The sequence below is a fragment of the Cytobacillus sp. NCCP-133 genome (genome assembly GCF_026011715.1).
Taxonomy (GTDB): Bacteria; Bacillota; Bacilli; order Bacillales; family Cytobacillaceae; genus Cytobacillus.
On the sequence record NZ_BRVM01000003.1, the window covers coordinates 262,677 to 283,653 of the forward strand.

Genomic DNA, 20,977 nt, shown 5'->3' on the forward strand with positions numbered 1-20,977 from the left:
TTAAAAAATGTGACCAGCAAAAACTGATCACATTTTTAATCAACCCTTTTATTTTAACATGTTTGCAGGCAAAATCTACTTCCAATATTAGTTTATATACAGGAAGATTAGTTCGCTTCTTTAACATGCACGTTTAATGCTGCCATTACTTCTGTGTGAAGTTTAACCGGGACCTTCGTGTATCCAAGAGAACGGATCGCATCATCCATTTCAATTTTACGCTTATCAATTTTGATGCTGTGCTTCTTTTGGAGTTCTTCTGCAATTTGCTTGCTTGTGATGGAGCCGAATAAGCGTCCGCCCTCACCAGCTTTTGTAGTAATCTCAACCGTCAGCTTCTCCAGTGTTTCTTTCAGCTTTTTTGCTTCAGCCAGCTCTTCTGCAGCAAGCTTTTCTTCTTTTTTCTTTTGTGCATTCAGGCTGCTGACATTAGACTGGTTTGCTTCAAGAGCCAGCCCTTGTTTAATCAAGAAATTATGTGCATAGCCGTCTGCCACGTTTTTTACTTCGCCTTTTTTCCCTTTGCCTTTAACGTCTTTTAAAAAAATCACTTTCATTCCTTTTTTCTCCCTTCAAGATATTCATCTATAGCCATTTTTAAGCGGATCTCGACATCATCAAGCGTCGCATCATGAAGCTGTGTGGCAGCATTCGTTAAGTGCCCTCCGCCTTCAAGGTTCTCCATAATCACCTGAACGTTGATATCCCCGAGGGAACGAGCGCTCACACCAATCAAATTCTCAGAGCGGTTTGAAATAACAAAGGAAGCTATGACACCGTCCATTGTCAGCAATGTATCAGCAGTCTGCGCAATCAGCACCTGATCAAATACCTGCTCTGGCTGTCCTTTGGATATGGCAATGCCCTCACGGTAAAATTGAACCGTCTCAATTAGCTTTGCTCGCTTGATATATGTGTCTACATCCTCTTTTAAAAATTTTTGGACGAGAACGGTATCTGCACCCTGTCCACGAAGATAGGAGGCCGCATCAAATGTCCTGGAGCCGGTTCTAAGGGAAAAACTCTTCGTATCGACAATGATGCCGGCCAGCAGCGCTGTTGCTTCCAGCATTTCAATTTTCCCGTTTTTCGGCTGATATTCCAGAAGCTCAGTTACAAGTTCTGCCGTTGAGGATGCATACGGCTCCATATAAACAAGCAGAGGGTTATGAATAAATTCTTCTCCCCGGCGATGATGGTCGATAACCACGACATGCTCGATTTTATGAAGCAATTTTTCCTCAATGACCAAGGAGGGCTTATGGGTGTCTACCACTACAAGAAGTGTATCATCAGTGGATATTTCCAATGCCTGTTCAGGTGTAATGAATTTTGAAAAAAGTTCTTCATTCTTCTCAATTTCCTTCATCATTCTTTTGACACCTGTATCCAATTCATTGAAATTCAAAACCACATAGCCTTCACGCTGGTTCATCCGTGCTACCTTCTGAATGCCAATGGCTGCCCCAATGGCATCCATATCCGGGCCTTTGTGACCCATTATCATTACTTTGTCACTCTCTGAGATAAGTTCTTTTAAAGCATGCGAGATGACCCGTGCTCTGACTCTGGTCCGTTTTTCCACCGGATTGGTTTTTCCTCCGAAGAACTTAACTTTTCCATTTGTCTGCTTTATCGCTACTTGGTCGCCGCCACGGCCCAAAGCCAAATCAAGGCTTGACTGGGCCAGTGAACCCAGCTCCGGAAGAGAGGAAACCCCTGTTCCTACACCAACACTTAACGTAAGAGGTACATTTTGTTTAGATGTTGTTTCCCGAACATCATCGAGAATAGTGAACTTTCCTTTTTCAAGAAGCTGCAGAATGTGTTCATTAAAGACTGCAATGAATCTTTCAGATGACACCCGTTTCATGAAAACGCCATTATCCTGTGCCCACTTATTTAAAATCTGTGTAACAAGGCTGTTTAGGCTGCTTTTTGTTTGATCATCCATGCCTTGTGTCATTTCGTCATAATTGTCGAGGAAGATGAAGGCAATTACTGTTCTTTCTTCCTGATACAATTTTTCAATTTCAGTCTGTTCCGTGACATCAAAAAAGTATAAAAGACGTTCTTCAGGCTTATGAATGACCCGGAACTTTCGGTCATGAAGTGTTATAATTTCTGTTTCCACTTCTTGTTTAATAAGTGGAACAAGCGAATCCGCGACATCATAAAGTGATCTTCCGACTAGCGTATCTTCATCGAAGCAAGATGCTAAAAAGGGATTGGTCCATTCAACATAGAAGTCATCATTAATCAGCATGATTCCAATCGGCATTTCCATCAGAGCTTCTTCGCCAACTTTTTTTACCCGGTAAGATAGGGTAGAGATGTATTCTTCCGTTTCCTTTCTTTGCTTTTTATCAGCCCGAAAAAAATAGTAGTAAGGAAGGATGGCTAGAAACAGTCCTAGTAGTGCAAAAAGCCAATTATAATACGCCAATATACCGATAAGCACCACTGTTATGCCCATCAATCCAAATAAGGAATAGCGCATGGACCGCTTTTCTAAGTACGAAGGCATGTTTTCAGCTCCTAAACAGTAGTGTTGTTCATCGCTTTTTTCCTAATCTTTGCCTTAAATCAAATCCTAAGTCAATTATACCTAATATCCTCACAATATAAAGAAGAAATGGAATTAGAAATGTAAATACAGTTGCGATAACTGGCACAGCCTTTGGAAATCCTTTTAAATGGCTGAAAAAGAATATAAATGCCAGACCTTGAATGACCATAAACAGCTGCAGGATAAATGCGATATTGACAAGTGCCAGAAACCAATAGCTTCCTTCAGCGGGATTAAGAATAAACGATGCGACAGTCACAATGAGATAATACCATAAGATGCTTTTTGGCAGGTTCATTTCCCTAAATGGCTTCCAATTCTCAACTTGAATGCCAAACCTTTTGGCAATTGGAAATGATACCAATTGAATAAGAAAAACAGAGATAACCGCCGTCATCACAAAAAGGCTCGGGGTTAATGTTTCAATCATTTTCAAACCAGCTGTAAACTGTTCCATGACCCTGTCATCCATATTCTGGCCCATGCCTTCCAGCATTGCTTTAGAGATGGAAATGGACTCTTCCATAAGCCCAATGCCTTCTTTTATAAAATTCACATTAAACAAAGCTGCAGCTGCAGCATACTGGAGCAGCAAACTTGCCAGAAATACAAGCGTTCCCGCAATAAAAGAATATGTTCTTCCTTTTTGCTCCCTGATAAAATCACCGATGACTGTTCCGGTAAGTCCAAATGTCAATGCAAGAGGAATCGCTGCAATCGATCCAAAAATCAAAGAAAGCAGGACACCGCCAGTTAAAAATACTGCGGAACCCCTCCGATTATTTTTTGCAGCAAACATAATAAACGGAAGAGCTAAAAAGAAGATTGAAACCGTACCGAGGACCGGCACATATAAGGAAATCAGAAGTAGCACTGCAAATACAGCTAAAAGCACTGCTCCTTCTGTTAATTTATGTACATTATTCATTCCTACACCCCTCAAACTGCGTATCCAAAAAGACGGTAAAGTTCGCTATTCCCGTTTTTTGAACCAATCCCATAAATGTCAACTCATAAGATCTATTCTAGCTAGTATTAAAGACAGGTTCAACCTTGCTGTTTGCACAGCAATCAGAAGAGCTGTCCTTCCTTAGTTTAATCAAAAAAGACGGGGTGCTAAACATTTTGAAAACGAATAAGAAAAGCGCGGGGCGCCTTGACCACCCCCGACAAGCACAAGACGAGTCTCTCGAAAGGCATTCTTTGCCTTTTTGGGAGGCTCAGCTAGTGACCTCGAGGGGGTAGCTTGACAGTTATCTAAGTTCAAAGGGATATAAATTCTGATATTATAAAAAAGACACCGGAAACCGGCGTCTTTTCATTTTATTATTATTCACCTGAAACGTATGGCAGTAATGCCATTTGGCGCGCACGCTTAATAGCAATCGTTAATTTACGTTGATATTTAGCGTTAGTGCCAGTTACACGACGTGGTAAAATCTTACCGCGCTCAGAGATGAATTTTTTTAGAAGATCCACATCTTTGTAGTCGATGTGAGTGATTCCGTTTGCAGTGAAATAGCAAACCTTGCGACGTTTTGCACGTCCGCCTCTGCGTCCTCCAGCCATGGTCATTTACCTCCTTTAGCATTTTTATTATATAGATCCGTTCATAATCAAGCGCTATTAGAATGGCAGGTCGTCATCGGAAATATCGATTTGGCCGTCATTTGCGAATGGATCCTGATCCACACGGGTATAGCCGCCCTGATTACGATTATCCTGGCGTTGATTCTGATTGCTGTTATTTCCAAATGGGAAATCCTGATCTCTTGGGGCGCCGTAGTTCGGGTTGTTGCCGCCCTGGCCGCCAGAACTGTTCTTCGGCTCCAGGAATTGCACACTCTCTGCCTGGACTTCTGTCACGTAAACACGCTTTCCGTCCTGGCCTTCATAGCTGCGGGATTGAATTCGGCCGTCTACACCAGCGAGGCTTCCTTTTTTAAGGAAATTCGCTACGTTTTCAGCAGGCTTTCTCCATACCACACAGTTGATAAAGTCTGCCTCCCGCTCACCCTGCTGATTCGTAAAAGTACGATTCACTGCAAGAGTGAAGGAAGCGACAGGCACTCCGTTCGGGGTATACCGCAAATCAGGATCCTTTGTCAAACGTCCGACAAGAACAACACGGTTCATCATCAGAATCAACTCCTCTCGGTAAAAATGTCTTTATCTATTATTTCTCGTTTTTAACAACAATGTAACGGATGATGTCTTCGCTGATTTTAGCTAAACGAGTGAACTCGTCAACTGCTTTTGCTTCAGCATTAACGTTCATTAGCTGGTAGTAGCCATCGCGGAAATCATTGATTTCGTATGCAAGGCGACGCTTACCCCAATCCTTTGATTCAGAAACCTCCGCACCATTATCAGTTAAGATTGTGTTGAAACGTTCAACAAGGGCTTTTTTAGCCTCATCTTCAATGTTTGGGCGGATGATGTACATAACTTCGTACTTTCTCATCACTTTCACCTCCTTTTGGTCTAACGGCCCTTCAAAAGGGCAAGGAGCAATATATTCATTACTCACAAGTTGAAATTATAGCACATTAATTGTGCAAAAGCAATAACGCTAGAAGTAAATACTAGATGGAAGATTCTTTGAAGGCGAGTTTCTTTCGGGAGTAATTTGTCTGCACATAAAATTTTTTCTCTAAGTTTGAATTTTTCTCTGCAGATCGTTTCGTTTTTTCAGCACTTGCCGTATGTAATTTAAAGTCCTTTTAAGCAAGATAATCCCATTAAAACCAAAAAAAAGAGCTCTTTCAAAGTCAATCTCAGGTCTTCACTTGCTATATCGGTCAATTTCACCAGTTTATCGGTCAGATTTCTTTTTTATCGGTCACTTTACTAAAATATCGGTCAAAATCCCAGGTTTATCGGTCACTTTTCCAATATATCGGTCACTCCGCGTGAAATCAATTTCATACTGTCAGCATAGTGAAAAACAAAAAGAACCCCTATAAATAGGAGTTCCCTGCAAGTTAAACGTTAAAGCGGAAGTGCATGACATCTCCATCTTTAACAATATATTCTTTCCCTTCAAGGCGGACTTTTCCTGCTTCTTTCGCAGCTGTCATGCTTCCTGCAGCCACAAGATCGCCATAGGAAACCGTTTCTGCACGGATAAAGCCTTTTTCAAAGTCTGAGTGAATAACTCCAGCGCATTGAGGAGCTTTCATGCCTTTGCGGAATGTCCAGGCACGGACTTCCTGAACACCGGCTGTAAAGTAGGTAGCCAGTCCAAGAAGGTTGTAAGCAGCTCTGATCAGCTGGTCAAGACCAGATTCTTCGATGCCAAGCTCCTGAAGAAACATTTCTTTTTCTTCCCCTTCAAGCTCAGCAATTTCAGATTCGATTTTCGCACAAATCACGATTACTTCCGCATTATCCTTTGCGGCAAATTCTCTAACCTTCTGCACATACTCATTAGATGAAGGATCTGCCACATCGTCTTCGCTTACGTTTGCAACGTAAAGGACAGGCTTGATTGTCAGCAGATGAAGACCTTTTACAAGCTTCATTTGCTCCTCAGTAAATTCAACTGTACGTGCCGGTTTGTCTGCTTCGAACGCTTCTTTTAATTTTTCCAGAATTTCAAGCTCAAACACAGAATCTTTATCTTTTTGCTTAGCCAGCTTGCTTACGCGGCCAATTCGCTTTTCAACAGATTCAAGGTCAGCCAGAATCAATTCCAGGTTGATGACTTCAATATCATCGATTGGATCTACTTTACCTGAAACATGTGTAATATTGTCATCCGCAAAGCAGCGGACAACCTGGCAGATGGCATCTACTTCACGGATATGGGATAGGAATTTATTTCCAAGTCCTTCCCCTTTGCTAGCACCCTTAACAATGCCTGCGATGTCCGTAAACTCAAAAGCTGTTGGCACAGTTTTTTTCGGCTGAACCAATTCAGTTAATTTATTCAAACGGTGGTCAGGCACTTCAACAATTCCCACATTCGGATCAATTGTACAGAACGGGTAGTTCGCAGACTCCGCTCCTGCCTGGGTAATTGCATTAAACAGTGTAGACTTCCCGACATTCGGCAAACCTACGATCCCAGCTGTTAAAGCCATCCAAGTCACTCCTCAATGTTTTAAAATATCATCTATAAAAAATCCGATTCATCCTATTTTGAACAAGCCTCTAACAATTATAGATATTCACCCCGGAAAAGTAAAGACAACTAGAAAAGTCCAGCACCAGCGCATCAATATGAAAAGCGCAGGGCGCCTTGCCTACGAAGGAACGCAGACTAAGAGCGCCACGTCCTGTGGCAACGTCTGCATGACCTCCATCCTGGGGGCCTCAAGCACAAGTCGAGCCTCAGTTATCTAAGTTCAAAGGGATATAAATTCTGATATTACAAGAAAGATGCCAGGCATCTATACCATTCTGCAATAAATTGGTATAGGTGCCTGGCACCCATTACATTTTCTCAATATTCACAAGGCAGCTGACGATGCGAACTCACACCTTCCGCCCGGTGTACAGTTTAGCTCCATTTTCTTTGAAGCCAGCAGCATTTGGGGCAGAAATGCATGTTAGTCCGTGCTGCATTTCTGCCCCAAATGCGCGCTTAGACCCTCATCTCCCTGATTTCAGTCTATCAAAAATTATTCCTCGTGCTTAACAAGAATCTTCTTCATTTTGCGGGAAAATTCCCTACGCGGGATCATGACGCTGTGCCCGCATCCTTCGCATTTAATTCTGATATCTGCACCCATTCTGATAATCTTCCAGCGGTTGGCACCGCATGGATGCGGCTTCTTCATTTCAACAATGTCATGTAAATCAAATTCTTTTTGTTCCATTTTCATCCCTCCGAATTCAGTTTTTGCTTATTGGCTGCAGGCACTTCCTCATTCCGTGTATACATAACAAGACGCGGAAATGGAATCTCAATGCCCTTTTCATCTAAACAAAGCTTGATTTCCTTCCTCAGCTGGCGTGCGATATAAAAATGCCTCATTGGCAAAGTTTCCGATACTACCCTAAGCACCACATCTGAAGCAGCGAGGTTCTGGATGCCGAGAATTTCCGGCGGCTTGACCATATCTTCATATTTTTCGGGAAGCTTTTGAAATAACTCCTGGAGCACTTTCTCCGCTTTTACAATATCTCCTTCATAAGCAATACTGACGTCCACAAAAGCGACGCTATTATTTAAGGAAAAGTTGGTTACCTGCAAGATGCTTCCATTCGGAAGAATATGAATCTCGCCGGTCCAGCTTTTAATTTTTGTCGTCCGAAGGCCAATCTCTTCAACCGTTCCTTCAAATTGATCAATTCGGATATAATCCCCAACCGAGAATTGATCTTCAAAAATTATAAAAAATCCGGTAATGATATCTTTAACTAGGCTCTGTGCACCAAAACCCACTGCCAGCCCAACAATACCAGCCCCAGCTAAAAGAGCTTTTACATCAATGGTCAGCACCGATAAAATCATGATGGCTGCAACAAAAAACACAACATAAGTAAGGATATTTTCCAGCAGTTTCAGCAGGGTAGCTTCACGTCGCTCTGAGATCCTCAGCTTCGAAGGTGTTCTTACTTTAAAAATATTCCGGATGGCCAGCTTGCCGATCCTGATTAAAATACTCGTAAGTATTAATATGGCAATAACCTTAAGAAAGCCTTCCCCAATTGCTGCCCATGTTTGTTCATTCGAGAGCTTATCTATCATACTGTTAATCAGATTTTCAATATAACTCATGGTTTCACCTGCTTCTTTTCTTGTGAATGTAATTAAGAAAGCAACTAATTTATCTATCCTCAGCCAAGCAATAGGCTTTTATTGGCTTGAAGAAATTATACTGCATCTCCCCTCGCAGTGCGAATCCCTATTTAAACAGTATTAGTTTATCAATTTTCCATTATGCTTTACAGTAATTTGTTTTAGTAAAAATGAGCCAAGCTATCACCCGAGTCATTGTTTAATCATTAAATATTACAGGTATGTATAGATTACAAAAATTTTCCGTATACTATTAAAAACGTTCTGATAATAAAAACTTCATTCACATAATCTCATCACTTTGAACCATGGCAAGGACTAAAGAGGGAGTGGGACCTAAATGAATTTCAAACCTAATTTGTTTGACAAAAAAGGCGGTGCTTCTGCCAGAATATCGCACGAAGAAACAAACTCTGCTGCAATATTGGCCGCTGAACTGAAAAACATATTGCCTTCAGGCATTGGAAGCCGGCCCATCGTTTTTGTCTGCATCGGTACAGACCGGTCTACAGGCGATTCATTAGGTCCGCTTGTCGGCACGTTCCTTGAGGAAAAGGCCATTTCCGCCTTCCATGTTTACGGGACATTGGAAGATCCTATCCATGCAGTAAATCTGGAGGAAAAGCTGAACGAGATCAAAAAGAAGCATTTCAATCCTTATATCATAGGAATCGACGCATGCCTTGGACGCCTAAAAAGTGTGGGAGTCATTCAAATAGGAGAAGGTCCTGTAAAACCAGGTGCCGGAGTCAATAAAGACTTGCCTGAGGTAGGGCATATGCATATTACCGGAATTGTGAACGTAAGCGGATTTATGGAGTTTTTTGTCCTCCAAAATACAAGGCTAAACCTTGTTCTAAAAATGGCCAAAACTATTGCCAATGGGATCTATGAAGCAAGCCTTGCCCATCAATCAGCACCAGCATGGCCAGCATTCAAGTGGGAGCTGAAACGTGAACAAACCCCTTAATAGTAAGTCAGCCATGGAGCATCCGCTTCCATGGCTTTTTTGCTGCAGTTTATTCATTGAACAACAGGTGAATGCTTCCGAACTCCTTCGGAAGGTATTCAGAATATCTTTTACAAAAAGCATTTTCATAAATCTTATTGTATCTTAATAACGTAGTTTAAATTGCTGAGTTGATTGGAGCGGAGGGCACTTGATCCTCGAAAATGCTGGCGCATTTCCTTCGTGCGGTGTTCATTCGAGGAAGCTTATTCAATGTCCTGCGGGAGGAGAGGGAAGTGGGAGACCCCACAGGCAAAGCCGAGGAGGCTCGCATTCCTTCCCGCGGAAAGCAAGTGCCTGGAGCGGAATTCAACGGGCTGAATTTATAAGAAAAAACACCCTCTATGAGAAAAGAGCCTTAAAAGTAAATCCCATAAAAATAGATTACAGAAACGATGACTCCTGTCACCAAGATTCCCGGCAACAGGTTGGCAACCCTGATTTTTGTAATGCCGGTTAAATTTAGGCCAATAGCAAAAATCATAATGCCGCCTGTAGCAGTCATTTCCTTAATAAAACGATCCATCAGCACCTGTGGGACGAACCGGTCAATCTGAGTAGCAAAAAGAGCAATCAATCCTTCATACAGCATGACCGGAAAAGCAGAAAAAAGAACCCCGATTCCGAGCGTAGTAGTAAGGATTAAGGAGGTAAAGCCGTCAATAATCGATTTGGTATAAAGGACCGAATGGTCTCCTCGAATCCCGCTGTCAAGCGCTCCTATAATAGCCATGGCACCGATGACAAATATGAGTGTAGCGGTAACAAATCCTTGCGAAATGCTTCCTTCGCCTTTGGATCCTATTCTTTTCTCCAGCCAGTTGCCAAGGCTGTTCAATTTATCTTCCAGTTCAAAGTATTCACCAACAACAGTTCCAAAAACAAGGCTTAAAATAACCACGAGGAAATTCTCGCTCTTAAATCCCATCTGAAGGCCAAGTACCATTACAGCCAGGCCGATAGCATACATCACCGTTCCTTTCATATTTTCAGGAATGCGATGAAGCAATTTTCCCAAAAAGGTTCCGATAATAATTAACAACCCATTCACAAGCGTACCAAGCAGAAACATACTCTTCACCTTATCTATTATTATTTCGTATTACGAATGATTTCTAATTACATTATCACGAAACATACGTATTCACAATCTTTTTTAATCCTCGTAAAAAAATAAACCATCTTGAAGATGGCTTAAGAATGGGTATCCAAGAGTTCGATGATCCGTTCCAAATCCTCTTTTGAGAAAAATTCAATTTCAATCTTTCCTTTGTTTTTGGATTGCTTAATGTGGACACTCGTTCCAAACCGTTCTCTTAGTGAAGATTCACGTTCTTTAAGGAATAAATCCTTCTGCACCTTCGGCTTTTTCGTTTCACGTGAAACATCATTGAGCTGCTGGATCAGTTTCTCCAGCTGGCGGACATTGAGGCCTTCTTTAACCGTCTTTTCAACAACGGCCGGCAGCTTTTCTTTCTTTCTTAATCCAAGCAGCGCCCGTCCATGACCCATAGAGATTTTCCCATCGGATATCAGTTCCTGAATTTTAGGCGGAAGGGAAAGGAGACGGATATGATTCGCAATATGAGGCCTGCTTTTCCCAAGCCGTTTGGCCAGCTCCTCTTGTGTCACTGTCAGCTTATCCATTAAAAGCTGGTATGCAGCAGCTTCCTCAATAGGTGTTAAGTCTTCACGCTGCAGATTTTCAAGGACAGCCAGCTCCATCATCTGCTGTTCATTTAACTCTTTGACCACAACAGGAACTGTCACCATACCAGCTTCTTTTGCTGCCCGGAAACGCCTTTCACCGACAACAATTTCATATCCCTTTATGCTTTTTCGGACAATGATTGGCTGAAGAATGCCATGTTCAACGATGGATTGCTTTAATTCCTCAATGGCTTCCTTTCCAAATATTTTCCGCGGCTGATAAGGATTCGGACGAAGTTCCTTGATTTGAACTTCTTTTACCGTTTCTTGTTTTTCTTCTTCCATGTTATTAAAAAAGGCGTTCAGACCTTTGCCTAAACCTTTAGCCATTTGAATTCACTTCCTTTGCCAATTCTAAATATACTTCAGCTCCGCGTGACTTCGGATCGTAAGTAATAATAGGTTCACCATGGCTCGGAGCTTCGCCTAACCGCACATTGCGGGGAATAATGGTTTTATATACTTTATCCTGGAAGTACTTCTTAACCTCTTCAATGACCTGTATGCCCAGGTTTGTACGTGCATCAAACATGGTCAGCAAAACGCCCTCAATTTTCAAATCATGGTTCAAATGCTTTTGCACCAATCGCACTGTATTTAAAAGCTGGCTTAAGCCTTCAAGTGCATAATACTCGCATTGTACTGGTATGATGACTGCATCCGAAGCAGTCAGCGAGTTAATGGTTAAAAGCCCCAGCGAAGGAGGACAATCGATGATAATATAATCGAAGGCTGATTTTACTTCTTCCAACGCCCTCTTTAATCTTACTTCTCTTGATATGGTGGGAACTAGTTCAATTTCTGCACCAGCCAGCTGAATCGTAGCAGGAATCGCAAATAAATTTTCAACCGATGTCGGCTTGATTACCTTTGATGCTTCCACATCGTCAACAATTACATCATAAATACATTGATCAACATCAGCCTTTTCAATGCCAATCCCGCTTGTTGCATTCCCCTGGGGATCAATATCAACCAAAAGCACTTTTTTTCCTATGTATGCCAAGCATGCGCCCAGATTGACGGAAGTAGTTGTTTTGCCCACTCCGCCTTTTTGGTTCGCAACAGCTAGAATCTTACCCACGGTGTCACCTGCTTTCATCAAAAAATTACAATCTATCTATCTGTTCATCTATCATTCTTGTTCAATCACGTAGTCTATTTTATCACGAAAAAGGGAACAGAATTATTTTTTTGTTAAAAATAAGAAGATTCTAACAGTCTTTTGGTATGAAAGGAGGATGATACCTTCTGGAAATAAAAAACGCGCGAAAAAACAGGAGGGCACCCGCTTTATTCCCGCGTTTAGATGAATTACTTCTTTTTAGGGATTTTAATTGTAATTTGGTAGAATTCATCAAATTCTTCTTCTTCTGAATCAAGATTAATGCCACTGTCAGATACCATAGAAAGAGATTGGCGGATCGTGTTGACCGCGATTCTCATATCCTTGCTGAAAGCTTTTCGCTTTGGCTTCGGCTTTGGATTTTTTTGTTCGAGAATCTTTACGACCCGATCTTCCGTCTGCTTAACATTCAGATTTTTTTCCACAATTTCCTGAAGCAATGCAACCTGCTTTTCAGGATCTTTTAAGGGAATAAGTGACCGCGCATGCCGTTCAGTAATGGATTTGCTTAATAATGCATCCTGTACAGGCTGAGGCAACTTTAACAGCCGAAGCTTGTTTGCAACAGTTGATTGCCCTTTTCCGAGGCGCTGAGCCAAAGCCTCCTGTGTAAGATTATGCAATTCCAGCAGCTTCCCATAGGCAAAAGCCTCTTCAATCGGCGATAATTCTTCCCTTTGGAGGTTTTCAATCAGTGCAACCGAAGCGGTTTCCGTATCACTGAGGTTCTTTACGATTGCCGGAGCCTCTTCCCATCCAAGCTTTTTCATGGCACGGTATCTGCGTTCACCCGCAATGATTTCAAACTGGCCATCTTCAAACTCCCGTACAACAATCGGCTGGATGATTCCATGTGTATGGATGGTTCTAGAAAGTTCTTCTATCTTTTCCTCATCAAACACCGTTCTTGGCTGAAAACGGTTGGGAACAATTTTATCAATAGGTATTTTCTTAACTTCTTCTTTTTCGCTTAAGTCTTCCATATCCAATTGTTCTTCTGCTGTTTTTTCTGCTGTAACTTGTTCTTCCTTTTCGCCTAGGCCAAAAAAGCGTGAGAAAGAATGCTTCATCACCCTGCACCACCTTTACGAAACTCCCTATTACATATTCTCTATAATCATGACATTTCCTGCCGGACTGTAACAATATAATATTTGGTAAAGATATGCCAACCTAAACTATTATGTCATATATTGCGGAAATGCGCACCCTACTCAATAGGTGTTTTATTGGGAGTACCCGGCTTTCTTGGATACTTTTTAGGTGTGCTTTTTTCTTTTTTAATAATTATAATGTTGCGCTCGCTTTCTTCCTCTGGCAAAGAAAAAGTATGGGAATCAACGAGTTTTCCGCCTAATACTGCTATCGCCTTTTGGCCGGCTTCGAGTTCTTCCTTTGCACTTGCACCCTTCATGGCAACAAATGTTCCTTCTTGTTTAGCCAGCGGCAAACAAAGCTCGCTCAGTACTGACAATCTGGCAACAGCCCTCGCTGTCACAACATCAAAAGACTCACGGTATTCCTTGTTCTGCCCAAAGGCTTCCGCACGGTCATGGATAAACTGGACCTTTTCTAATTCCAGCACTTTAGCCAAGTGCTCAAGAAATCCAATTCGTTTATTTAATGAGTCAACGATTGTAATATGTAATTCCGGGAATGCAATTTTGATCGGAATGCTTGGAAAACCTGCACCCGCACCGACATCACAGACTTTAAGCGGAAGAGTAAAATCAAAATAGAATGCTGCGGTAAGGGAATCATAAAAATGCTTAAGATAAACATCTTCTTTGTCTGTAATGGCTGTTAAATTCATTTTTTCATTCCACTCGACCAAGGTGGAGTAGTATGTTTCATATTGATGTAATTGCCGGGACGAAAGGGAAATCCCCTTCGCCGCCAGCATTTTTGTAAATTGATCTATATTCATGGCAAATCCTTTCCGCTGTGAGACCTGATCAAATGGTTTCCGAACATGGCAAGTTTGCTTTACTCTGCTGATATCTTCGCAATTCTTCCCTGTTCTAGATAAACAAGCAAAATGGAAATATCCGCAGGATTAACTCCGGAAATTCTGGAAGCCTGTGCAATTGATAGCGGCCTAACTTCCTTCAGCTTTTGCTTTGCTTCGGATGCTAGTCCATTAATGGCATCATAATCAATGTTTTCAGGGATCTTTTTGTTTTCCATCTTCTTCAGACGTTCAACCTGCTGAAGAGATTTTTCAATATAGCCTTCATACTTGATTTGGATTTCCACCTGTTCGGTTACATCCGGATCAAGTGTCCCTTCAGCCGGAATAAGCTTTTGAATATGTTCATAAGTCATTTCAGGACGCTTCAGCAAGTCAGATGCCCGAATGCCATCCTTCAGCTCGCTGCCGCCCTGGCTCTTGATCAGTGCCTGCACTTCACTGGCTGGTTTAATAATAATGCCCTGAAGGCGATTTTTCTCTTCTTCAATCGCCTGTTTTTTCACCAGGAACTTTTCATACCGTTCTTCACGAATCAGCCCAACTTTATATCCAAGCTCTGTCAGACGCAAATCGGCATTATCATGGCGAAGAAGCAAACGGTATTCCGCCCTTGAAGTTAATAGGCGGTATGGTTCATTTGTCCCTTTGGTGATTAAATCATCAATTAGCACGCCGATATAAGCATCTGAACGGCTTAGGATGACCTCTTCTTTGCCAATTGACTTTAATCCGGCATTCATGCCTGCCATAAGCCCTTGTCCAGCAGCTTCCTCATAGCCGGATGTGCCATTGATTTGGCCAGCGGTATAAAGATTTTTCACGTTCTTTGTCTCAAGAGTCGGCCAAAGCTGTGTCGGCACAATCGCATCATATTCAATGGCATAGCCTGCACGCATCATCTGAACATTTTCCAATCCAGGAATGGTTCTAAGTATCTTCTGCTGAACATCTTCAGGCAAGCTTGTTGACAGTCCTTGCACATATACTTCCTGTGTATTCCGTCCTTCAGGCTCCAGGAAAATTTGATGGCGGGGCTTATCATTAAAGCGGACAACCTTATCCTCAATGGATGGGCAGTAGCGGGGCCCAGTACCTTTAATCATTCCCGAATACATTGGTGAACGGTGAAGGTTATTGTCAATTAAAGTATGCGTCTCTTCATTCGTATAAGTCAGCCAGCATGGCAGCTGATCCGTAATATACTTTGTTGTTTCATATGAAAAAGCTCTTGGTACATCATCGCCTGGCTGTATTTCCGTCTTGCTGTAATCGATGGAATGACTGTTTACTCGCGGAGGAGTCCCTGTTTTGAAGCGCACCAATTCAAATCCAAGCTCCTGCAGGTGTTCAGAAAGCTTTATAGAGGGCTGCTGATTATTAGGACCGCTGGAGTACTTAAGTTCTCCAAGGATAATCTCTCCTCTTAGGAATGTTCCGGTTGTAATGACAACCGTTTTCGAAGAATAAACAGCACCTGTCTGTGTCATAACGCCCTTGCATTCTCCATTTTCTACCATCAGACGCTCCACCATTCCCTGAATCAGCGTCAGGTTCGGTTCATTTTCCAAGGCCTTTTTCATCTCATGCTGATACGTGAATTTATCAGCCTGGGCTCTTAATGCACGAACTGCAGGCCCTTTCCCTGTATTCAGCATGCGCATCTGAATATGGGTCTTATCAATGTTCTTGCCCATTTCACCGCCTAGCGCATCGATTTCCCTTACAACAATCCCCTTAGCAGGTCCACCTACAGAAGGATTGCAAGGCATAAAGGCTACCATATCTAAATTTATCGTAATCATTAATGTCTTTGCGCCAAGACGCGCTGAAGCAAGACCTGCTTCAACACCTGCATGTCCGGCTCCGACCACTATGACATCATAACTTCCAGCTTCATAGGTCATGATGCACCCTCCTTACTGCTCAAAAATCCGCTTATTCAGCGTCATTTCCAAAAATTTTTCTATTTCCCTAAGCAAAACTGCGAGAACAACTGATCAATCAAGCTTTCATGGACACTGTCTCCAATAATTTCACCAAGCAGCTCCCATGTCCTCGTTAAGTCAATTTGCACAATGTCGATTGGCGTCCCCATTTCAACGCCTTGCATAGCTTCATCAATTGTATTCAAAGCCTGGTTTAAAAGGGCAATATGGCGGGTGTTTGACACATAGGTCATATCCCCGGCTTCAATGGTTCCTTCAAAGAACAGGGAAGCAATCGCTTCTTCAAGGTCGTCCACTCCTTTATCTTCTAATAAAGAAGTTGTAACGAGCTTATGTTTTTTCGATAGCTCTTTAACACGTTCCATATCGATCTTTTGATCCAGATCCATCTTATTGACGATCACAATCACATCCATGCCTTCGACCGCTTTAAAAATATTTTCATCCTCTGCCGTTAATTCATCCGAATAATTGAGTACCAGCAAAATCAGATCAGCTTCCTTTAAAACCTGTCTGGATTTTTCGACGCCAATCCGTTCAACAATATCCTCCGTCTCCCGGATTCCGGCAGTATCCAGTAATCTTAGCGGAACTCCTCTTACATTAACATATTCTTCAATGACATCCCGGGTTGTACCAGGGATGTCTGTAACGATTGCCTTGTTTTCATGGACCAGACTGTTCAATAATGAAGATTTTCCTACGTTTGGACGTCCGACAATCACAGTTGATAGCCCTTCACGCAAAATTTTCCCCTGCTGGGAAGTTCGGAGGAGCTTTTCAATTTCCTTCTTTACATAAAAAGACTTCTCCATTAGTATATGATGAGTCATTTCCTCTACATCATCATATTCAGGATAGTCAATATTCACTTCCACATGGGCCAAAATTTCCAAAATTTCCTGTCGGAGCTTTTGGATTAGCTTTGAGAGCCGTCCTTCCATCTGTCCCAGAGCCACATTCATGGCACGATCCGTTTTAGCCCGGATCAGATCCATAACTGCTTCGGCCTGTGACAAATCAATTCGGCCATTCAAAAATGCCCGTTTTGTAAATTCACCGGGCTCCGCCAATCGAGCACCATTATTTAATAAGAGCTGTAATACGCGGTTAACCGAAATCAGGCCGCCATGACAGTTAATTTCAATAACATCCTCTTTGGTAAAGGTTTTCGGTCCCTTCATAGCTGAAACCATGACTTCTTCAGCGATCAGTCCTGTTTTTGGATCGATAATATGTCCATAATGGATGGTGTGGGAGGCTGCATCTTTTAAACGTTTACCTCCTGCCCCTCTGAACAAACGATCCGCAATCTCAAAAGCCTGATCGCCGCTTAGTCTGACTATCGCAATTGCCCCTTCGCCCATCGGTGTTGAAATGGCTGCTATTGTGTCAAATTCCACTTTCTTCACCTCTCTTTAACATTTTCTCTCATCGATCTATATATAAAAATAATGATTATATCGATTGCCCAAATTAATAGAATATCATATGCCTATTTTTTATAAAAGCATTCAATCCGCTCAATTTTCTGCTTGTCCACAGGTTGGACTTGTGGATTTTTTTAAAAAAATTATCCACATGCCTCGTATTTAATATGCTCTATTTTAACTTATCCACATGTGAATAACAATAAAACCAAACGAGATTAAATATTTTACCTTGGAATGGCGGTGCTGATTGGTTTTTATATACTTTCCTATTAGTTTCCTCTCCTTGAAGATAAAAAAACTCCCAGTCCTAAAAATGGACTGGGAGTGAATAGTAGCTATCGTGTTCTGGCTGGGGCAATGACAATATGGCGATGCGGGTCATTTCCATCAGAATACGTTTTAATTCTTTTATTGTTAACGAGAGCAGTATGAATGACTTTCCTATCATAGGAAGGCATGGGTTCCAATGAAATTTCTTTACCCGTCTTCAAAGCTTTTTGAGCAAGCCTTTCAGCCAGTTGAATCAGAGTATCCTTGCGTCTTTTCCGGTAATTCTCTGCATCCAGCACTACATTCAGATACTGATCGGAATAGCGGTTAATGACAAGCTGCGTCAAATATTGCAGTGAATTGAGTGTTTGTCCTCTTTTTCCAATTAAAAGAGCAATTTTCTCACCGGATAGAATCAATTGAACATTTTTTCCATCCTTTATTGTCTCAATTTCAATGGACACACCCATTTTTTCACTGATATCCTTGAGGAATTTTTCTGCTTCCTCAATCGGATCGATTTTTTTAACAGCCTTGACCACTGCTGGACGGGAACCAAAAATCCCGAAAATGCCTTTTTTACCTTCATCAACAATTGTGATCTCTGCGCGGTCTTCAGTTGTATTTAATTGAGCTAAAGCTGACTCTACTGCTTCCTTGACGGTCTGTCCTGTAGCAGTTACTTGATTCACTTTTTGGCTCCTCCTGCACTGCCGGCCGCTGCAGCTTTCAGGTCCGGCCCTTTAATAAAATAAGTTTGAACAATCATAAAGATATTACCTACTACCCAGTATAAAGAAAGAGCAGCAGGGAAATTAATGGCGAAAATCACAATCATAATCGGCATAAGATAGAGCATCATTTTCATTTGCGCAGCCATTTGTCCAGTATGCTGAGTGCCGGCCATCATCATTTTTTGCTGAATGAATGTTGTAACACCTGCAATTAATGGCAACAAGTAAATTGGATCCGGAGACCCAAGGTCAAACCAAAGGAAGTTATGGTCTGCAATTTCGCGCGTACGTGTAATCGCATGGTAGAAACCAATCAAAATCGGCATTTGAATGATTAAAGGAAAACACCCTGCAACAGGATTAACTCCATGCTTTTGGAATAACGCCATGGTTTCCTGCTGAAGTTTTTGCTGAGTTTTCTGGTCTTTTGAACTGTATTTTTCACGAAGCTTCTGCATTTCTGGCTGAATCGCCTGCATTGCTTTTGAACTTCTCGTTTGTTTAATCATTAATGGCAAGATGACCAGACGGATAATGATCGTAACGATAATAATTGAAAGACCATAGTCACCTGTGAATTCTGCTACTTTAATAATAAACAGCGAAAGCGGGTAGACAATATACTCGTTCCAAAAGCCCTTGCTTTCAGATGTAATCGGCTGGTTAATCTCTGTACAGCCTGATAATAGCGCTGTTACGAACACTAAACCGATTAATAGGAATATTCGTTTCTTCAACCGTTTTTTCCTCCTTATTGCTCCAGATAAATTAGATAGATTACATTTGCCAGCCCATACAGGACATGCTCATATGTATTTTATTTTATCATCTTTTAAAAGGAAGTGCTTCAAAATATAAAGAACTATAAAACCTATTGGTTTCTAGTATTTCCAAGTCGAGGTTTATTCAAAACCCGCGATATCTTTAAAACATGGACAAGGCTTTTTTTCACTTCATGAAATTCCATATCCGCCACGGGTTTCCTCGCAATCACAATCAGATCATACTGTGGCTTTATTTCTCCCTCCAGCTCTAAAAAAGCTTGGCGAATATACCTTTTAATCTGGTTTCTCATCACAGCATTGCCTATTTTTTTGCTGACCGAAAGCCCTATGCGGAAATGGTCCTGTCCTTCTTTTTTTAATATATAAACGACAAATTGACGATTGGCGAATGACTTACCCTTTTTAAAGGCCTCTTGAAATTCTTTATTCTTTTTTACACGGAACTCTTTTTTCAACGCCATCACCTACTTTAAGCTAACATATGGACGAATAAAGGGGCATTCTCTTTTAGCCCAGCTGTAATCATTTTTCTATATACATGGAAAAAAAGACCACTGACGTTTCAGTGGCCTAAGCAGATAATACTTTTCTTCCTTTGCGGCGGCGGCGAGCAAGGACGTTACGCCCGTTCGGAGTGCTCATGCGGCTGCGGAAACCGTGAACTTTGCTTCTCTTACGTTTGTTTGGTTGATAAGTTCTTTTCATTATATGACACCTCCCTGAGGATTTGCTGTTAAAGACAGTCTTTCTAATTATATAGATGAACTAGAAAATTGTCAACTATGCATATAAGGCAATCTGCCTTCAATGGCAAAAAAATTTTATTTATTTGGCACTTCTCATAAAAGAGTTGTTTTACTTATAAATTTTGCCCGTTGATCTTAGTGGGTAAAAGTTAGTATGCACTTAAAAAACAACAAACTTACGAATATATTCCTTTTTCAATAACTAGGCTTCTTTCTTTACGGCTCTTTTTCTTTTACACTCCCGAAAGAACCCACTCAGAAAGTGTACCTTCTTTTCGCTTAAATGTCACCCTAAAATTTTGTATTTCCACGTTTTTCTCATTAGTTCGCAGTAAAAGCTCATTTTTCTGCCTATCACCCCGTCACCAGACGAACAGGTCACTTTAAAAGCCGCATCACCAAATCCTAAATTCCACAGTCCATTTTATTCAAATTCTCCCCAAAAATAGGCTTGTGGATAAAATTTCGACAGCATTTTCATTATCCACAGCACATATTGACATGTTTTTCACAGAAACAGGGGCTGTGGACAATTTTAATACACATGAGTGAAGACTTGTGGATAAAGGTTTAAAAAGCATTGCAACTGTTAGGATTATCTGTTATCATTATTGTGTTTTCACACTTAATAAGTCATAACACATATCTTCATTATCCACAGATTGTGGATAACATGTGGACAGGTTATCCAAAGGGTTTGTAAAAGTTTGTCCACAGACCGTGGATACTGTCGAAATCCCACTTTACTTCCTTATTATATAATTTTTCCACATAAACAGTTTCGTATATTTATGAAATCAAGGGTTGTACAAGTTGTATAACCTATAGTTTTTGTTGCACGAAACAAAGAAAATCAGAGGTGTCCTTGCTCATCAGCGGAGCGTGACGGGATGAGCTGGTAGCGATTCGATGCTGATTATCGGTGACG

The 20,977-nt window shown here is 41.5% G+C and carries 21 protein-coding genes; 1 reads left to right on the forward strand and 20 read right to left on the reverse strand.

Going from position 1 to position 20,977, the window contains the following annotated elements:
* Positions 1–107: 107 nt before the first annotated feature.
* The 9 genes from rplI to NCCP133_RS06995 all read right to left on the reverse strand — a co-directional run bounded on the left by rplI (position 108) and on the right by NCCP133_RS06995 (position 8,297).
* On the reverse strand, positions 108–557 hold the full coding sequence (gene rplI, locus NCCP133_RS06955) for a 50S ribosomal protein L9 (RefSeq protein WP_264804199.1): 450 nt from the start codon (positions 555–557) through the stop codon (positions 108–110).
* Positions 554–2,527, reverse strand: coding sequence for a DHH family phosphoesterase (locus tag NCCP133_RS06960; protein ID WP_264804200.1), 1,974 nt, complete (start codon positions 2,525–2,527; stop codon positions 554–556). Before NCCP133_RS06960 ends, rplI begins: the two co-directional genes overlap by 4 nt.
* 28 nt (positions 2,528–2,555) lie before the next feature.
* Entirely contained in the window at positions 2,556–3,497 is a 942-nt protein-coding gene (locus NCCP133_RS06965) for a YybS family protein (RefSeq protein ID WP_264804201.1), read from the reverse strand.
* 401 nt (positions 3,498–3,898) lie between these two features.
* Entirely contained in the window at positions 3,899–4,138 is a 240-nt protein-coding gene (rpsR, locus tag NCCP133_RS06970) for a 30S ribosomal protein S18 (RefSeq protein WP_144544623.1), read from the reverse strand.
* 57 nt (positions 4,139–4,195) lie between these two features.
* Entirely contained in the window at positions 4,196–4,708 is a 513-nt protein-coding gene (ssb, locus tag NCCP133_RS06975) for a single-stranded DNA-binding protein (RefSeq protein ID WP_264804202.1), read from the reverse strand.
* 37 nt (positions 4,709–4,745) lie between these two features.
* Positions 4,746–5,033 (reverse strand): 30S ribosomal protein S6, encoded by a 288-nt coding sequence (rpsF, locus tag NCCP133_RS06980; protein ID WP_053433307.1) that lies wholly within the window; start codon positions 5,031–5,033, stop codon positions 4,746–4,748.
* A gap of 520 nt (positions 5,034–5,553) precedes the next feature.
* Positions 5,554–6,654: a redox-regulated ATPase YchF gene (gene ychF / locus NCCP133_RS06985; RefSeq protein WP_264804203.1), complete on the reverse strand. Its 1,101-nt coding sequence runs from the start codon at positions 6,652–6,654 to the stop codon at positions 5,554–5,556.
* Positions 6,655–7,194: 540 nt separating this feature from the next.
* Positions 7,195–7,392, reverse strand: a complete 198-nt coding sequence (locus NCCP133_RS06990; RefSeq protein WP_264804204.1) for a DUF951 domain-containing protein — start codon at positions 7,390–7,392, stop codon at positions 7,195–7,197.
* A 2-nt stretch (positions 7,393–7,394) separates the two neighbouring features.
* Complete coding sequence (locus tag NCCP133_RS06995; RefSeq protein WP_264804205.1) at positions 7,395–8,297, reverse strand: mechanosensitive ion channel family protein; 903 nt, start codon at positions 8,295–8,297, stop codon at positions 7,395–7,397.
* A 361-nt stretch (positions 8,298–8,658) separates the two neighbouring features.
* Between NCCP133_RS06995 and yyaC the strand changes: the two genes are divergently transcribed.
* Positions 8,659–9,288, forward strand: a complete 630-nt coding sequence (gene yyaC / locus NCCP133_RS07000; RefSeq protein ID WP_264804206.1) for a spore protease YyaC — start codon at positions 8,659–8,661, stop codon at positions 9,286–9,288.
* 397 nt (positions 9,289–9,685) lie between these two features.
* On the opposite strand, the gene NCCP133_RS07005 is transcribed toward yyaC, so the two are convergent.
* The 11 genes from NCCP133_RS07005 to rpmH all read right to left on the reverse strand — a co-directional run bounded on the left by NCCP133_RS07005 (position 9,686) and on the right by rpmH (position 20,008).
* Positions 9,686–10,399 (reverse strand): DUF554 domain-containing protein, encoded by a 714-nt coding sequence (locus NCCP133_RS07005; RefSeq protein WP_264804207.1) that lies wholly within the window; start codon positions 10,397–10,399, stop codon positions 9,686–9,688.
* Between the two features lie 122 nt (positions 10,400–10,521).
* A complete protein-coding gene (locus NCCP133_RS07010; protein ID WP_264804208.1) occupies positions 10,522–11,367 on the reverse strand; it encodes a ParB/RepB/Spo0J family partition protein in 846 nt (281 codons plus the stop codon).
* On the reverse strand, positions 11,360–12,121 hold the full coding sequence (locus NCCP133_RS07015; protein ID WP_264804209.1) for a ParA family protein: 762 nt from the start codon (positions 12,119–12,121) through the stop codon (positions 11,360–11,362). The genes NCCP133_RS07010 and NCCP133_RS07015 overlap by 8 nt, the downstream gene beginning before the upstream one ends.
* A gap of 230 nt (positions 12,122–12,351) precedes the next feature.
* Entirely contained in the window at positions 12,352–13,233 is an 882-nt protein-coding gene (gene noc / locus NCCP133_RS07020) for a nucleoid occlusion protein (protein ID WP_264804210.1), read from the reverse strand.
* 140 nt (positions 13,234–13,373) lie between these two features.
* Positions 13,374–14,090: a 16S rRNA (guanine(527)-N(7))-methyltransferase RsmG gene (rsmG, locus tag NCCP133_RS07025; RefSeq protein WP_264804211.1), complete on the reverse strand. Its 717-nt coding sequence runs from the start codon at positions 14,088–14,090 to the stop codon at positions 13,374–13,376.
* 59 nt (positions 14,091–14,149) lie between these two features.
* Positions 14,150–16,039 carry a tRNA uridine-5-carboxymethylaminomethyl(34) synthesis enzyme MnmG gene (gene mnmG, locus NCCP133_RS07030; RefSeq protein WP_264804212.1) on the reverse strand — a complete coding sequence of 630 codons (1,890 nt, stop codon included), beginning with the start codon at positions 16,037–16,039 and terminating at the stop codon, positions 14,150–14,152.
* Between the two features lie 59 nt (positions 16,040–16,098).
* Positions 16,099–17,484: a tRNA uridine-5-carboxymethylaminomethyl(34) synthesis GTPase MnmE gene (gene mnmE / locus NCCP133_RS07035; RefSeq protein ID WP_264804213.1), complete on the reverse strand. Its 1,386-nt coding sequence runs from the start codon at positions 17,482–17,484 to the stop codon at positions 16,099–16,101.
* A gap of 365 nt (positions 17,485–17,849) precedes the next feature.
* Entirely contained in the window at positions 17,850–18,476 is a 627-nt protein-coding gene (jag, locus tag NCCP133_RS07040; RefSeq protein WP_264804214.1) for an RNA-binding cell elongation regulator Jag/EloR, read from the reverse strand.
* Positions 18,473–19,255, reverse strand: a complete 783-nt coding sequence (gene spoIIIJ, locus NCCP133_RS07045; RefSeq protein ID WP_264804215.1) for a YidC family membrane integrase SpoIIIJ — start codon at positions 19,253–19,255, stop codon at positions 18,473–18,475. Before spoIIIJ ends, jag begins: the two co-directional genes overlap by 4 nt.
* 134 nt (positions 19,256–19,389) lie before the next feature.
* A complete protein-coding gene (gene rnpA, locus NCCP133_RS07050; protein WP_264804216.1) occupies positions 19,390–19,758 on the reverse strand; it encodes a ribonuclease P protein component in 369 nt (122 codons plus the stop codon).
* Between the two features lie 115 nt (positions 19,759–19,873).
* Complete coding sequence (gene rpmH / locus NCCP133_RS07055) at positions 19,874–20,008, reverse strand: 50S ribosomal protein L34 (RefSeq protein ID WP_026584874.1); 135 nt, start codon at positions 20,006–20,008, stop codon at positions 19,874–19,876.
* Positions 20,009–20,977: the final 969 nt, after the last annotated feature.

Coding starts and splice junctions, on each gene's coding strand:
- rplI (WP_264804199.1), bottom strand. CDS start 557: ATGAAAGTGATTTTTTTAAAAGACGTTAAAGGCAAAGGGAAAAAAGGC.
- NCCP133_RS06960 (WP_264804200.1), bottom strand. CDS start 2,527: ATGCCTTCGTACTTAGAAAAGCGGTCCATGCGCTATTCCTTATTTGGA.
- NCCP133_RS06965 (WP_264804201.1), bottom strand. CDS start 3,497: ATGAATAATGTACATAAATTAACAGAAGGAGCAGTGCTTTTAGCTGTA.
- rpsR (WP_144544623.1), bottom strand. CDS start 4,138: ATGGCTGGAGGACGCAGAGGCGGACGTGCAAAACGTCGCAAGGTTTGC.
- ssb (WP_264804202.1), bottom strand. CDS start 4,708: ATGATGAACCGTGTTGTTCTTGTCGGACGTTTGACAAAGGATCCTGAT.
- rpsF (WP_053433307.1), bottom strand. CDS start 5,033: ATGAGAAAGTACGAAGTTATGTACATCATCCGCCCAAACATTGAAGAT.
- ychF (WP_264804203.1), bottom strand. CDS start 6,654: ATGGCTTTAACAGCTGGGATCGTAGGTTTGCCGAATGTCGGGAAGTCT.
- NCCP133_RS06990 (WP_264804204.1), bottom strand. CDS start 7,392: ATGGAACAAAAAGAATTTGATTTACATGACATTGTTGAAATGAAGAAG.
- NCCP133_RS06995 (WP_264804205.1), bottom strand. CDS start 8,297: ATGAGTTATATTGAAAATCTGATTAACAGTATGATAGATAAGCTCTCG.
- yyaC (WP_264804206.1), top strand. CDS start 8,659: ATGAATTTCAAACCTAATTTGTTTGACAAAAAAGGCGGTGCTTCTGCC.
- NCCP133_RS07005 (WP_264804207.1), bottom strand. CDS start 10,399: ATGTTTCTGCTTGGTACGCTTGTGAATGGGTTGTTAATTATTATCGGA.
- NCCP133_RS07010 (WP_264804208.1), bottom strand. CDS start 11,367: ATGGCTAAAGGTTTAGGCAAAGGTCTGAACGCCTTTTTTAATAACATG.
- noc (WP_264804210.1), bottom strand. CDS start 13,233: ATGAAGCATTCTTTCTCACGCTTTTTTGGCCTAGGCGAAAAGGAAGAA.
- rsmG (WP_264804211.1), bottom strand. CDS start 14,090: ATGAATATAGATCAATTTACAAAAATGCTGGCGGCGAAGGGGATTTCC.
- mnmG (WP_264804212.1), bottom strand. CDS start 16,039: ATGACCTATGAAGCTGGAAGTTATGATGTCATAGTGGTCGGAGCCGGA.
- rpmH (WP_026584874.1), bottom strand. CDS start 20,008: ATGAAAAGAACTTATCAACCAAACAAACGTAAGAGAAGCAAAGTTCAC.